The organism is Streptomyces aurantiacus (assembly GCF_027107535.1).
Lineage (GTDB): Bacteria > Actinomycetota > Actinomycetes > Streptomycetales > Streptomycetaceae > Streptomyces.
The window spans coordinates 6,360,407-6,373,179 of the sequence record NZ_CP114283.1; the positions used below are offsets into that span (position 1 = coordinate 6,360,407).

13 protein-coding genes are annotated in these 12,773 nt (G+C 73.2%); 8 read left to right on the top strand and 5 right to left on the bottom strand.

Features of this window, described 5'->3' with window-relative positions; all coding sequences use genetic code 11:
* Positions 1-299: 299 nt before the first annotated feature.
* Positions 300-941 (top strand): peptide deformylase, encoded by a 642-nt coding sequence (locus O1Q96_RS30500; RefSeq protein WP_269251222.1) that lies wholly within the window; start codon positions 300-302, stop codon positions 939-941.
* A gap of 144 nt (positions 942-1,085) precedes the next feature.
* Here the strand turns inward: O1Q96_RS30500 and O1Q96_RS30505 are convergent, their stop codons facing one another.
* Positions 1,086-2,522, bottom strand: a complete 1,437-nt coding sequence (locus O1Q96_RS30505) for a dihydrolipoyl dehydrogenase family protein (protein WP_269251223.1) — start codon at positions 2,520-2,522, stop codon at positions 1,086-1,088.
* 123 nt (positions 2,523-2,645) lie between these two features.
* Here O1Q96_RS30505 and trxA point away from each other — a divergent pair, with 123 nt between their 5' ends.
* Entirely contained in the window at positions 2,646-3,020 is a 375-nt protein-coding gene (trxA, locus tag O1Q96_RS30510; RefSeq protein WP_217453299.1) for a thioredoxin, read from the top strand.
* Between the two features lie 37 nt (positions 3,021-3,057).
* Here trxA and O1Q96_RS30515 read toward each other — a convergent pair whose 3' ends face one another.
* From O1Q96_RS30515 to O1Q96_RS30525, 3 genes are all read right to left on the bottom strand, one after another.
* Positions 3,058-4,296, bottom strand: a complete 1,239-nt coding sequence (locus O1Q96_RS30515; RefSeq protein ID WP_269251224.1) for a 4-hydroxybenzoate 3-monooxygenase — start codon at positions 4,294-4,296, stop codon at positions 3,058-3,060.
* A gap of 18 nt (positions 4,297-4,314) precedes the next feature.
* A complete protein-coding gene (locus O1Q96_RS30520) occupies positions 4,315-5,349 on the bottom strand; it encodes a LacI family DNA-binding transcriptional regulator (protein WP_419586974.1) in 1,035 nt (344 codons plus the stop codon).
* A 110-nt stretch (positions 5,350-5,459) separates the two neighbouring features.
* A complete protein-coding gene (locus tag O1Q96_RS30525; RefSeq protein WP_269251226.1) occupies positions 5,460-6,122 on the bottom strand; it encodes a TetR/AcrR family transcriptional regulator in 663 nt (220 codons plus the stop codon).
* A 115-nt stretch (positions 6,123-6,237) separates the two neighbouring features.
* On the opposite strand from O1Q96_RS30525, the gene O1Q96_RS30530 reads away from it, so the two are divergent.
* The 6 genes from O1Q96_RS30530 to O1Q96_RS30555 all read left to right on the top strand — a co-directional run bounded on the left by O1Q96_RS30530 (position 6,238) and on the right by O1Q96_RS30555 (position 11,900).
* A complete protein-coding gene (locus tag O1Q96_RS30530; RefSeq protein WP_269251227.1) occupies positions 6,238-6,801 on the top strand; it encodes an NADPH-dependent FMN reductase in 564 nt (187 codons plus the stop codon).
* Positions 6,802-6,939: 138 nt separating this feature from the next.
* Positions 6,940-7,788 carry an HAD family hydrolase gene (locus tag O1Q96_RS30535; protein ID WP_269251228.1) on the top strand — a complete coding sequence of 283 codons (849 nt, stop codon included), beginning with the start codon at positions 6,940-6,942 and terminating at the stop codon, positions 7,786-7,788.
* Between the two features lie 176 nt (positions 7,789-7,964).
* Positions 7,965-9,407, top strand: coding sequence for an amidase (locus tag O1Q96_RS30540; RefSeq protein WP_269251229.1), 1,443 nt, complete (start codon positions 7,965-7,967; stop codon positions 9,405-9,407).
* A gap of 27 nt (positions 9,408-9,434) precedes the next feature.
* Positions 9,435-9,653: a hypothetical protein gene (locus O1Q96_RS30545; RefSeq protein ID WP_269251230.1), complete on the top strand. Its 219-nt coding sequence runs from the start codon at positions 9,435-9,437 to the stop codon at positions 9,651-9,653.
* 145 nt (positions 9,654-9,798) lie between these two features.
* The gene (locus O1Q96_RS30550) at positions 9,799-11,289 is read left to right on the top strand and encodes a flotillin family protein (protein WP_269251231.1); all 1,491 of its coding nucleotides are present in this window, start codon (positions 9,799-9,801) and stop codon (positions 11,287-11,289) included.
* A gap of 164 nt (positions 11,290-11,453) precedes the next feature.
* Positions 11,454-11,900, top strand: a complete 447-nt coding sequence (locus tag O1Q96_RS30555) for a type II toxin-antitoxin system PemK/MazF family toxin (RefSeq protein WP_269251232.1) — start codon at positions 11,454-11,456, stop codon at positions 11,898-11,900.
* On the opposite strand, the gene O1Q96_RS30560 is transcribed toward O1Q96_RS30555, so the two are convergent.
* A complete protein-coding gene (locus O1Q96_RS30560) occupies positions 11,885-12,757 on the bottom strand; it encodes a TIGR02452 family protein (RefSeq protein WP_269251233.1) in 873 nt (290 codons plus the stop codon). The two genes, O1Q96_RS30555 and O1Q96_RS30560, sit on opposite strands and share 16 nt — an antisense overlap.
* Positions 12,758-12,773 lie beyond the last annotated feature (16 nt).

Sequence of the window (12,773 nt, forward strand, 5' to 3'; positions counted from 1 at the left end):
GGGACGACGGGCCGTACTCGGCCGTTGCGGTGCAGTGGTCGGTGAGCGGGGCCGTCGAGTTCCCGGCGATTCATGTGACGTGGGCCACATGTCGGCGGTCGGGCACCGCCGGAACGGGCGGGAGAGGCCGAGGCACGGCAGACGAGCAGACCGGTCCCCCGCGACTGCCGGACGGGGCGGGACGGGTACGGAAGGGCGGCGCCCGGCGTCATGGGGCCGGTGCCGCGCCGGGGAGCCGCCGCGCGATCCGTCAGAGAGCCGCCTCGCAACGCCCGGTGCCGACTTGGCATGCTGGCGCGATGGCATCCTCCAGTGAACCCACGCCCTTCAGCGACCGAGTGGAGGAACTCCTCTCCCGTACGGGGCCGTTGCCGATCGTCGCCGCCGGTGATCCCGTGCTGCGGCACGCAGCCGAGCCCTTCGACGGCCAGCTGGACCCGGCGCTCCTGGCCCGCTTCGTCGTGGCCCTGCGCGAGACGATGCGCGCGGCGCCGGGGGTCGGCCTGGCCGCACCCCAGGTGGGCGTCCCCCTGCGCCTCGCGGTGATCGAGGACCCGGCGCCGGTCCCGGACGAGATCCGCGAGGTGCGCGGCCGGGTGCCACTGCCGTTCCGCGTCCTGGTCAATCCGTTGTACGAGCCCGTGGGCCCGGCTCGTGCCGCGTTCTTCGAGGGGTGCCTGAGCGTGCCGGGCTGGCAGGCGGTGGTGGCCCGGCCGGCCGAGGTGCGACTGTCGGCCCAGGACGAGCACGGGAACCGGGTGGACGAGGTGTTCACGGGGTGGCCCGCGCGCATCGTCCAGCACGAGACGGACCACCTGGACGGCACGCTCTACCTCGACCGGGCGGAACTGCGGTCGTTGTCCTCCAACGAGGCGATGGCGGCCCGGTGGGCACAGCCGACCCCGGCGCAGGCGGCGAGGGCCCTGGGCTTCCCTCTCTGACTCCGCTCCGGACGGACCCGCGGCCGGATCCGCCGTGGGCGCCGGGCCGGCGCCCGGCGGGGCGGCCCCGGACGCCCGCACCCCGCCCCCGCCCCGTCCGGCGGGGGCTGCACGCAGCTCCGGGACCAGGGTGCGTGCGGGCCGTCACTTCCCGTCGCGGTACGCCTCCAGCAGCCTCAGCCACACCTCACTGACCGTCGGGTACGACGGCACCGCGTGCCAGAGCCGGTTCACCGGGACCTCGCCGGCTACCGCGATCGTGGCGGAGTGGATCAGCTCACCGACTCCGGGGCCGACGAACGTGACACCGCGCAGCGTCTCGGTGTCCAGGTCGACGATCATCCGGGCGCGGCCGCGGTAGCCGTCGGCGTAGAGGCCGGCGCCGGAGACCGAGGAGAGGTCCACGTCGACCGCCCTCACCCGGTGGCCCGCCTGCTCGGCCTCGGCGAGGGAGAGGCCCACCGAGGCGGCCTCCGGGTCGGTGAAGACCACCTGGGGGACGGCGGCGTGGTCGGCGGTCGCCGCGTGGGCGCCCCAGGGGTCGGTCTCCAGGAGCGGGACGCCGGCCGCGCGGGCGGCGATGGCGGCGCCCGCGATACGGGCCTGGTACTTGCCCTGGTGGGTGAGCAGGGCGCGGTGGTTGACGTCGCCGACCGCGTAGAGCCACTCGCTGCCCGTGACCCGGCAGCTGTCGTCGACCGGCAGCCAGGAACCGGGGTCGATGCCGACCGTCTCGAGTCCGAGGTCGTCGGTGCGCGGGGCCCGTCCGGTGGCGAAGAGGATCTCGTCGGCCTCGGTGCGGTCGCCGGCGTCCGTGGTAACCACGACGGTCGCACCCTCCCGCGTCACCGACTCGACCGAGGTGCCCGTGCGTACGTCCGCGCCCGCCTCCGTGAGCGCCTCCGCGACCAGTTCCCCGGCGAAGGGCTCCATGCGGGGCAGCAGACCCTTGCCGCGGACGAGGACGGTCACGCGGGAGCCGAGGGCCTGCCAGGCGGTGGCCATCTCCACAGCGACGACACCGCCGCCGACGACCACGAGGCGGCCGGGAACGGCCTGCGCACTGGTGGCCTCACGGCTGGTCCAGGGTTTGACCTCGTCGAGTCCCGGCAGGTCGGGCAGCACGGCGCGGGTGCCGGTGCTCACGGCCACGGCGTGCCGGGCCGTCAGCACGCGCCGCTCGCCGTCGGAGCCCTCGACCGTGACCCGGCGCGGCCCGTCGAGCCGGCCGTGTCCTCGGTAGAGGTCGACTCCGACACTCTCGAGCCACTGGACCTGGCCGTCGTCCTTCCAGTTCGAGGTGTAGTAGTCGCGGTGGGCGAGGACCGCGGCGGCGTCGAGGGGGCCTTGCACGGCCTGGCGCAGGCCGGGTACGCGACGTGCGTCCGCGCGGGCGATGACCGGGCGCAGCAGGGCCTTGCTGGGCATGCAGGCCCAGTACGAGCACTCGCCGCCGACCAGCTCGCTCTCCACGACCGCGGTGGAGAGGCCTGCCGCGCGGGCGCGGTCGGCGACGTTCTCCCCCACGGGCCCGGCCCCGAGCACCACGACGTCGTACGCGATGGTTTCCGTTTCCGTCATGGGGTCAGTCTGGTCGTTGGTGTGGGCCGTGGCCACACGGGTACGTGCGCGGAATAGGCCGTCGGCCGTCGCCGTTGTGCACAGCGGCCCCGCCCCGACCCCAAGGAAGAGGGAATCAACGCCATGAGCAGCACCGTGGAGCTCACCAAGGAGAACTTCGACCAGACGGTCACGGACAACGGATTCGTCCTGATCGACTTCTGGGCCTCCTGGTGCGGTCCGTGCCGGCAGTTCGCCCCGGTCTACGAGAAGGCGGCGCAGGCCAATCCCGACCTGGTCTTCGCCAAGGTGGACACGGAGGCGCAGCCGGAACTGGCCGCGGCCTTCAACATCCAGTCGATTCCGACGCTGATGATCGTCCGCGACCAGGTGGCGGTCTTCGCCCAGCCCGGGGCGCTGCCCGAGGCCGCGCTGGAGGACGTCATCGGTCAGGCCCGGCAGCTGGACATGGACGAGGTCCGCAAGTCCGTCGCCGAGCAGCAGGAGCAGGCCAAGTAGTCCCGGACCCGTCGGTGACGCCCAGGCCCGGTGGTGATCACCGACTGGGCCGGTCGGTGGCTCCGGTCCGGCTCGGGGCGTGGACGGCGGCCGCCAGCGGAAGTCCCGTGTAGTTCGCGGCCAGTTCGGCGGCCGCGGGACGGGATGCGGTGATCCGGCGCAGACGCGTGAGCTGCAGCCGGTCCTCGAAGGTGTCCCCGTCCGGTCGTTCGTGGAGCATCGTGGTCATGTCGTAGGAGAAGCGCGTCGCCTGCCACACCCGGTCGAGACACAGCCGCGAGTACGCGTCCAGGAGCCGGGTCGAGCCGGTCAGGTGCAGCTCGGCGAAGCCGCGGGCCAGTACGCGGACGTCGGACACGGCGAGGTTCAGCCCCTTGGCGCCGGTCGGCGGCACGATGTGCGCGGCGTCCCCGGCGAGGAACAGCCGGCCGTGGCGCATCGGCTCGTGGACGTGACTGCGCATCGGGGTGACGGACTTGGCGGTGATCGGGCCGCGCTCCAGCCGCCAGTCGCCGTCGATCGCGAAGCGGGCGTCGAGCTCGTCCCAGATGCGGTCGTCGGGCCAGTCGTCGGTGTCCGTGCCGTTCGGGACCTGAAGGTACAGCCTCGACACGGACGTCGAGCGCATGCTGTGCAGCGCGAAGCCTCCCGGACCGCGCGCATAGATCAACTCCTCGCAGGAGGGCGGCACATCCGCCAGGATCCCGAGCCAGGAGTAGGGGTAGTCGTGCGTGTACGTGCGGCTGACGGCGGCCGGGAAGGCGTCGCGGGCGATGCCGTGGAAGCCGTCGCAGCCGACCACGTAGTCACAGGTGAGCACCTGTTCGCGGCCCTCGTGGACGAAGCGCACGGCGGGCGGACCGCTCTGCCGGTCCTCGTCCGCGTTCTCGACGGCGAGGGCCTCGGCCTCGAACAACAGGGGCGGCCCGTCGGTGAGCTGGAGCGCGACGAGGTCCTTCACGATCTCCGTCTGGGCGTAGATCGTGACCGTGCGGCCGCCGGTGAGCACGGGGAAGTCGATGCGGTGCCGCTCGCGGTCGAAGCGCAGTTCGATGCCGTGGTGGACCAGCCCCTCGGTCTCCAGCCGGTCGGCGGCGCCGCACTCGCGCAGGGCGTCCACCGTGCCCTGCTCCAGCATTCCGGCGCGCTGTCGCTGCTCGACGTACGCGCGGGTCCTGCTCTCCAGGACCACGCAGTCGATCCCCGTCCGGTGGAGCAAGCGGGCCAGCAGGAGCCCGGCCGGGCCCCCGCCGATGATGCCGACCGTCGTCCGCATGACGCGCCTCCCAGGCATTCAGCTCGATTCGCGGTGCACGACCTTCGCTCCCAGTACCTCATGCGTCCCGGGCACCGCGACGGGCTCGCGCACCGCCCGGTCGACCATCTCGGCGAGTTCGCGTCCGGAGGGGAGCTCGATGTGGACCGTGCTCAGCCGCGGACGCAGCAGCCGGCCGAGCATCAGGTCGTCGGCGCCGATGACGGCCGTCTCGTCCGGTATGCCGATGCCCTCGTCCTGCAGCGCGCGCATCAGCAGCATCGCGAACTCGTCGTTGTACGCGAAGACGGCGTCCAGGCCGAGGGACCGCCAGCGCGTGGCCAGGTCGGCCGCGGCCTTCTCGTCGTAGGCGAGCGGCACCTCGGTCACCGTCGCGTCCGTGCCGGCCAGGGCCTGCCGTACGCCGTCGAACCGGGGCCTGGAGAAGATCTCCAGGCCGGGGTCCTCCGGTACCAGGACCCCGACGCGGCGGTAGCCCCGGGCGAGCAGGTGTGTGCCGGCGCTCCGGCCGACCCCGTGGTGGTCCATGATCAGCGCGTGTGCGCCCTCGACGGATTCGGGGCCGAGGGTGACGACGGCCCGGGCGCCGGAGCGCTTGAGGACGGACACCCCCCGGGGACCGAGTCCGCCGCCGGGCGCCAGTACGGCGACCGGTCGCAGCTCGGCCCAGGCGCGGGCCGCCTCGTCGCCCTGGAGGCCGAGGCCGCCGTACTGCACGACGGTGTATTCGAGGCGGCTGAGCGCCCACTGGAGTTCGTTGAAGAACTGGCTGTAGAGCGGGCCCACGGGCACGTCCGGGGCGGGCATCAGGACCATGCGGCTGTGCCCGGCGCGCAGGCTGCGGGCCGCGGCGTGCGGCACGTACCCGAGTTCCTCGGCCGCCTCGTGGACGCGGCGGCGGGTGGGCTCGCTGATCCGTACGGCGCTGGTGTTGTTGAGGACGTAGGAGACGGTCGCGCGCGAGACACCCGCCAGGCGGGCCACATCGGCGCTCGTCGGCACTGAGCGCGGCGCGGGCGACGCAGGGGCGGATGTTTTCGGTATCTGCACCATGACGTACGGCATCTTCGCAGAAGCCGGGAGCCCGCTCGGGGCCGGGGGCGTCGTGAACGCCGGACACGCGGCGAGGCCGCGCCGTGCCCGGCGCGGCCCAAGTCGCTTGCCTACTGGGGAAGTTCCGTACACGTCACGCGTGCGACCAGGTCGATCCATCCCGCCTCCAGGCGCTCCGGCGGCATCTCGCGCTCCTTGGTCAGGTGGTGGATCAGGGCCGGGTCGAGACAGCTCATCAGGGTCTGGGCGAGGAGGACGCTGTCGGCGCCGGGCACCGCCTGGCGCAGCAGCAGGGTGACGTGACCGGACAGTAAACGGTGGGGCGGGTTGGAGAAGCGTCGGGCTCCCTCCGGCTGCGCCGCCATCTGGAGTTCCAGATGATCGGCGGTCTGGCGCAGCACGGCCAGACCGAACGCACGGAGCCTGTCGACCGGCGGCGCCCCTGGCCCCAGCGGCGGCGGCCCGCTGAGGAAGGCGGCCTGGAGCTGTTTGGCGGAGTGGTCCAGCAGTGCCATGAGCAGGCCGGTCCGGTCTCCGAAGCGCCGGAAGACGGTTCCCTTGCCGACCGAGGCCGCGGCGGCCACCGCCTCCATCGTCACGCCCGCCGCGCCGTGCTCCGCGACCAGGCGCGTGGCCGCTTCCAGCAGCCGGGCACGGTTGCGCGCCGCGTCGGCACGCAGGCAGGGCTCGTCGGCCCCGGAGGTGAGCTCCAGCAGGACCGGCCCGTCGGTCGGCTCCTGGGACACGGGAAGGGGCGGCAGGGAGGCGGACATGAAGACAGCGTAACGCCAGGGAAGAAAAATGGACCGCGGTCCGTTTAGGTGCTACAACTTTAAACGGACCCCGGTCCGGATCGTAACGGCACCGTTTCAGCCCATTGGAGTTCCCATGTCTGTTCGCATCCTCGCGCTCGTCGGCAGCCTCCGCGCCGGCTCCCACAACCGCCAGCTCGCCGAGGCCGCTGTCAAGCTCGCGCCGCAGGGCGCGGAGGTCGAGCTGTTCGAGGGCCTGGCCGAGATCCCCTTCTACAACGAGGACATCGACGTCGAGGGCAGCGTCCCCGCCTCCGCGGCCCGTCTGCGTGAGGTCGCGGCCGGCGCCGACGCACTGCTGCTCTTCTCGCCCGAGTACAACGGCACCATCCCCGCCGTCCTGAAGAACGCCATCGACTGGCTGTCCCGCCCGTTCGGTGCGAGCGCCCTGAACGACAAGCCGCTCGCCGTGGTCGGCACCGCCTACGGCCAGTTCGGCGGAGTCTGGGCGCAGGACGAGGCCCGCAAGGCCGCCGGTATCGCCGGCGCCAAGGTTCTCGAGGACATCAAGCTCTCCATCCCCGGCTCGGTCGTCCGCTTCGCCGAGACGCACCCCGTCGACGACACCGAGGTCGCCGCCCAGCTGACCGAGGTCATCGGGCAGATCCGCGGCCTGACGACCGAGCCCGTCACCGCCTGATCACGACACGTTCCGCGGCCACGCGTCGCATCTGCCGGAGGGGGCCGGAGCCGAGAGCTCCGGCCCCCTCCGGCAGCCCCGCCCCGACCGGTGCGCACCTCCACCACCACCGGTTCCTCCCGAAGGTGCCGGTTCCCCATGTCCACGTCCGCCCCCGCCCACACCGCGCCGCCGAAGCTCGTGGCCACCGACCTGGACGGGACGCTGCTGCGCAGCGACGGGACGGTGTCCGAGCGGACGGCGGCCGCGCTCGTGGCGGCCGAAGCGGCCGGCATCCGTCTCGCGCTCGTGACCGGCCGTCCCCCGCGCAGCCTTCCGGTGCTGCACGAGGACATCGGACGCCACTTCGCGATCACCGCCAACGGCGCTGCCGTTTACGCCCCCGACGGCACGGCCGTTCGGTTGTCGCCGTTCCCCGCGGCCCCGCTCGCCGCACTCGTGGCACGCGTGCGCGCGGCGGTCCCCGGCGTGTCCTTCGCCTTCGAGTACGAGCGGGACTTCAGCCACGAACCGGACTACCCGGCCTGGTCGTACGGGGAGTCGGCGGTCGAACTGATCGGTACCGCCGAGGAGTTGCTCGCGCGCTCCGCCGGTCGTCCCGTCTTCAAGATCCTCGCCCGCCATCCGGCGCTGTCACTGCGCGACTTCCACGTGCGGGCACGGCTCGCGGCGGGCGCCGACGCCGAGACCACGCACTCCACGGGGCTGGCGCTGGTCGAGTTCAGCGCCCCGGGCGTCACCAAGGCCAGCGCGCTGATGGCGTGGAGTGCCGAACTCGGCCTGCGCCCGGACGACATCGCCGCGTTCGGGGACATGCCCAACGACCTGCCCATGCTCGGGGTGGTGGGCCGCCCGTACGCCATGGCGAACGCCGACCCCGAGGTCAAACGGGCCGCGCGGTTCCACACCACCTCGAACGACGAGGACGGTGTGGCCCGGGTGCTGGAGCAGTTCGTCGCCGCACGGACCCGCCGCCGTCCCGCGTAGTCCGGCGGCCGCAGTCCCGGCGGTTCGGCCCCGGCTGGACGGGCGGGGCCGCACGGGCGGGGCCGGTGCGAATGCAGGGCGTTCGCCGCCCGCGCGAAGGAAGTTGCCCTTCCCGTACCGCGGGCGCCCGCCGGACGTTACCGTTCGGTAGACATCGTGCTTCCGGAGGTGGCCGTATGACTCCCGACCGTGCCGCGGGTCTCGCGGAGCGCGCCCGCGCCCTGGCCGAGGGCTCGGTGTCCTCGCGGACGCTGGTGGAGGAGGCCCTCGCCCGGATCGAGGCCACGCAGGGCACGCTGAACGCCTTCCGGCTGGTGCGCGCCGAGGCGGCGCTCGCCGAGGCCGACGCCGCCGACAAGGAGCTGGCGGCGGGCGGACACCGGCCGCTGCTCGGGGTGCCTGTGGCGGTCAAGGACGACATGGACGTGGCGGGTGAGCCGACGGCCTTCGGCTGCTGCGGGGAGTTCCCGCCGTCGGCCGAGGACGGCGAGGCGGTACGCCGGCTGCGGGCGGCCGGAGCCGTGGTCGTCGGCAAGACCAACACCTGCGAGCTGGGGCAGTGGCCCTTCACCGAGGGGCCGGCCTTCGGCGAGACCCGCAATCCGTGGAACACCGCGCACACACCGGGTGGCTCTTCCGGCGGTTCGGCCGCCGCCGTCGCGGCGGGCCTGGTCCCCGCCGCGCTGGGCTCGGACGGGGCGGGCTCGGTGCGCATCCCCGCCTCCTGGACCCACCTGATCGGCATCAAGCCGCAGCGCGGTCGCATCTCGACCTGGCCGCGCCCGGAGTCCTTCCACGGCATCACGGTCAACGGCACGCTGGCCCGTACGGTCGAGGACGCCGCGCTGCTCCTGGACGCGGCGAGCGGCAGCCACGCACGCGATCTGCACCGCCCGCCCGCGCTGCGCGCGACGGACGCGGTCGGCCGGGATCCGGGGCGGCTGCGGATCGCGCTCTCCCTGAAACCTCCGTTCACGGCGCTGCCCGCGCGGTTGCGCCCCGATGTACGGGCGCGGGTCGTCGCCCTCGCGGAGCGGCTGGCCGCGCTCGGGCACGAGGTCGAGGAGGCCGACCCGCGGTACGGGCAGATCGGGCTGGCCTTCGTGCCGCGCGCCACCGCGGGCATCGCCGAGCGGGTACGGGAGGTGCCCGACCCGGCTCTCCTGGACCGGCGCACCCGCGAGGCGGCCCGCCTGGGGCGGCTGCTCGGGGGCGCCCCGCTGCGGGCCGCCCGGCGCGCCGAGGCACGCCTGCACCGGCGGATCGGCGCGCTCTTCGAGAGGTACGACGTGATCCTGGCGCCGACGACGGCCGCTCCCCCGCCGCGGATCGGCGCCCTGCACAGCCTGAGCGGCTTCGGCACCGACCGGGCCATGATCGCCGCGTGCCCGTACGCCTGGCCGTGGAACGTGCTGGGCTGGCCCGGGGTGAACATCCCCGCGGGCTTCGTCGACGGCTCGCTGCCCGTGGGCGCGCAGCTGCTCGGCCCGGCGAACAGTGAGCCGCTGCTCGTCTCGCTCGCCGCGCAGGTGGAGGCGGACCAGCGGTGGTACGAGCGGTGGCCGGACGGTGAACCGGACGGCTCCGTAACGGAGTTCGGTCCGCCCGCGGGCCCGTAGTCCCCGCGGGCCCGTAGTCTTGGCACCATGGACGACGCGTCGATGGTGGGGCTGATGGGGCGGGTCACCGGCACGGTGGGGCCCGGGCTCGTCGGCGAGGTGATCGTCCGGGTCCGTGGCGGCGCCGAGCACTTCCTCGCGTACCCCGCCGCCGCGAAGGACCGCATCGAGACGGGCACGGTGGTGATGGTGGTGGAGTACCTGCCGCCGCGGACGGTGTACGTGTCGCCCGCGTACGGCAGTTGAAGCCGTCAGGGGCCTCTGCGTCATGTGAGCGTGTCGTGTGTGTCAAGGCTGTACCAAGGACCCGGCCACGTCTGTACCCACGGGTCCGCGCGGGCGCACACTCCCTTCGTTCGGTGCCGACAGGGCACCATCCAACAGGGGGCGCATGCCGATGGTTGTCGGCGTCGTCGCGGGGGCAGCGGTCCTCGCGCTCATCTTCGTCGTTGTGGTCTTCAAGCTCATGTGGCGGGTCGCGGAGCCCAACGAAGCACTGATCATCTCCGGTTCGAAGCACCGTACCGAAGGCCTCGAGGAAGGCATGGGCTTCCGCATCGTCACCGGGCGCGGGACGCTCGTGATGCCGGGTGTCCAGGCGGTGCGCAAACTCTCGCTCGACCTCAACGAGACCGAGCTGTCCGTGGACTGCGTGACCCACCAGGGCATTCCGCTCAAGGTGCGGGGCGTCGTCATCTTCAAGGTGGGCGACGACTTCGTGTCGATCGCCAACGCGGGCCGACGCTTCCTCGACCAGCAGAAGCTGATGTCGGAGCGGGTGCACAACGTGTTCGCCGGTCATCTGCGGTCCATCGTCGGCGGGTTGACCGTCGAGGACATGATCCGCGACCGCGACAAGCTCACCGGCCAGACCCGTGCCGCGTGCGGTACGGAGATGGAGAAGCTCGGCCTGATCGTCGACTCGCTGCAGATCCACGAGATCGAGGATCCGACGGGCTACATCAAGAACCTGGCCATGCCGCACGCGGCGGCCGTGCAGCGGGACGCCCGGATCGCGCAGGCCGAGGCCAACCGGCTGGCCACCGAGGCCGAACAGCAGGCTGCCGCCCGGATGTCGGAGGCGACCCGGGACAGCGAGATCCTGCAGGCCGGATACCAGGCGGAGCGCGACAACGCCTCCGCCAAGGCCCGCCAGGCAGGACCGCTCGCCGACGCGGGCGCGCGGCAGGAGGTCGTGGTCCAGGAGACACGCGTCGCCGAACTCGAGGCGCACCGGCGCGAGCAGCAGCTCCAGGCGGACGTCCGCAAGCCCGCGGACGCGAAGGCGTACGAGAAGCGCACGCTGGCCGAGGCGGAGCGCGACGTCCGGATCTCCGCCGCGCAGGCCAAGGCGAAGGAGACGGAGCTCGCGGCGGCGGCCGAGGCGACGCGGGTCACGACGGCCGCGGGCGCCGAGGCCGAGGCGACGAGGGCGCGCGGCTCCGCCACCGCGACCGCGACCAGGGCCACGGGTGAGGCGGAGGCCGCCGCCCAGCAGGCCAAGGGCCTCGCGATCGCGGAGTCGACCCGGGCGAAGGGACTGGCGGAGGCGGAGACGATCAAGGCGCGGGCCGCCGCGCTCGCCGAGAACCAGGAGGCCGTCGTCGCGCAGCAACTCGCGGAGAACTGGCCGGAGATCGTCAAGGCGGGCGCGAGCGCGTTCGGGAACGTCGAGCACATGGTGCTGCTCAACGGCGCCGACGGGATGTCCGACATGTTCGCCAAGGCGCTCACCATGGGCGGCACGGGACTCGGGCTGGCCCGGCAGTTGCTGGCGTCGATGAACCACAACGGCCAGGCCGGAAAGGACACTTCGCCGGTGAACGGGTTTCCGGCGGCGCCGCCCGCTCCGCAGAAGGTGCCGGTGGACGGGGAGTCGTAGGACGGTGAGGTGACCGGTCGGCCGCGGATCGCGTTCGGCCGGTCGCCGGGTTCTTCCTGTCCCTGTGAAGAGGCAGTTCGTCCCTGTGAAGAGGCGGTTGCCCGCGCCCCCCGACCCGAAGGGGCGCGGACTCCGGTCGAAGAGGCGCGGGCTACCGTGTGCCCGTGACTGCCTTCGCCGAGCAAGACGTCCCCGGCCGCTCCGGCCCCTCCGCCACCACCGAGGCGGATCCGCGCCGGGTCGGCCAGGTGCGTACCGAGTACTCCCCCGCGCACGACGGGGATCCGGATCCGGGCGAGATCGTCTGGACGTGGGTGCCCTACGAGGAGAACGACGGGCGGGGCAAGGACCGCCCGGTGCTGGTGGTCGCCCGGGAGGACGCCGGTACGTTCCTCGCTGTGCAGCTGTCCAGCAAGCGGCACGCCAATGACCGGGAGTGGGTGCCGATCGGCACTGGGCCGTGGGACCGGTCGGGGCGCGACTCGTGGGTGGACGTGGACCGGGTCCTGCGGCTGCACGAGAAGGGGATGCGCCGGGAGGCGTGCGCGCTGGACCGGATGCGGTTCAACTCGGTGGTGCACCGGCTGCGGGAGCGCTACGGCTGGCGCTGAAGCGTCCTGAACGTCCGTTCGAAGGCACTGCGGACCACCGCGCCCTTCGTCCGGTCGAGGACGCCGAACACGACGTGCTCGAAGGAGCCGGCGAACCGGCCGCCGTCGCCGAGCAGGGCGCGGAAGGCACCCGCCACCTGCGCCGGGTCGTTCCGGAAGACGCCGCAGCCCCAGGCGCCGAGCACCAGCCGCCGGTAGCCGTGCGCGGCCGCCGTCTCCAGGACCCGCTCGGCGCGGGCCGCGAGGGCACGCGGCAGTTCGGGCGCCCGCTCGGGCGCGGTGCGCAGGACCACTCCGGCGTTGGGCGCGGCGGCGGTCAGGAATCCGGCGGTGTACGGCTCGTCGAGGAGCCGTCCCCGGTCGTCGCGGAAGACCGGGACGGCCGGGGAGTGGATCACCCGGTCGGTGTAGAAGGGGTCGCGGTGTGCCCGGTGGTGGTCGTAGAACTCACGGGCCTCCACCACGCACGTGTAGAGCGCCGAGGCCCGGCACAGGGCTTCTTCCTGGGCCTGTGCACCGTTCAGATAGCCGCCGCCCGGATTGCGTGCCGAGGCGAAGTTCAGCACCGCGACCGGGCCGGTCAGCCGATGCGCAGCCTCCAGGCTGCTCTCGCCCGTGACCTCGAAGAGCGTGTCCACCGGGCCGACCCGGGCCGCGTCCGCGGGAGTGGGCGGCGACGCGCCGCCGGGGCCGGAACGCGGTGTCTCCACGGGCCCCGGCCCGTACATCCGCGTGCCCTCCCGCGCGGCGGCCACCGCCGCGGCGATCGACACCGCGCGTCCGTCGGACGCTCGGTACGAACCCGCCGCGACGATCTCCTGCGTCTGCCGCGCGATCCCCCGCAGGCGGGCGCTCATGGCGCCACCCCTGTAG

What these genes read in the sequence shown, in the direction of transcription:
- O1Q96_RS30530 (WP_269251227.1), top strand. Translation starts at nt 6,238, where the DNA reads ATGTCTGTTCGCATCCTCGCGCTCGTCGGCAGCCTCCGCGCCGGCTCC.
- O1Q96_RS30515 (WP_269251224.1), bottom strand. Translation starts at nt 4,296, where the DNA reads ATGCGGACGACGGTCGGCATCATCGGCGGGGGCCCGGCCGGGCTCCTG.
- O1Q96_RS30505 (WP_269251223.1), bottom strand. Translation starts at nt 2,522, where the DNA reads ATGACGGAAACGGAAACCATCGCGTACGACGTCGTGGTGCTCGGGGCC.
- O1Q96_RS30535 (WP_269251228.1), top strand. Translation starts at nt 6,940, where the DNA reads ATGTCCACGTCCGCCCCCGCCCACACCGCGCCGCCGAAGCTCGTGGCC.
- trxA (WP_217453299.1), top strand. Translation starts at nt 2,646, where the DNA reads ATGAGCAGCACCGTGGAGCTCACCAAGGAGAACTTCGACCAGACGGTC.
- O1Q96_RS30520 (WP_419586974.1), bottom strand. Translation starts at nt 5,349, where the DNA reads ATGGTGCAGATACCGAAAACATCCGCCCCTGCGTCGCCCGCGCCGCGC.
- O1Q96_RS30560 (WP_269251233.1), bottom strand. Translation starts at nt 12,757, where the DNA reads ATGAGCGCCCGCCTGCGGGGGATCGCGCGGCAGACGCAGGAGATCGTC.
- O1Q96_RS30540 (WP_269251229.1), top strand. Translation starts at nt 7,965, where the DNA reads ATGACTCCCGACCGTGCCGCGGGTCTCGCGGAGCGCGCCCGCGCCCTG.
- O1Q96_RS30550 (WP_269251231.1), top strand. Translation starts at nt 9,799, where the DNA reads ATGCCGATGGTTGTCGGCGTCGTCGCGGGGGCAGCGGTCCTCGCGCTC.
- O1Q96_RS30500 (WP_269251222.1), top strand. Translation starts at nt 300, where the DNA reads ATGGCATCCTCCAGTGAACCCACGCCCTTCAGCGACCGAGTGGAGGAA.
- O1Q96_RS30545 (WP_269251230.1), top strand. Translation starts at nt 9,435, where the DNA reads ATGGACGACGCGTCGATGGTGGGGCTGATGGGGCGGGTCACCGGCACG.
- O1Q96_RS30525 (WP_269251226.1), bottom strand. Translation starts at nt 6,122, where the DNA reads ATGTCCGCCTCCCTGCCGCCCCTTCCCGTGTCCCAGGAGCCGACCGAC.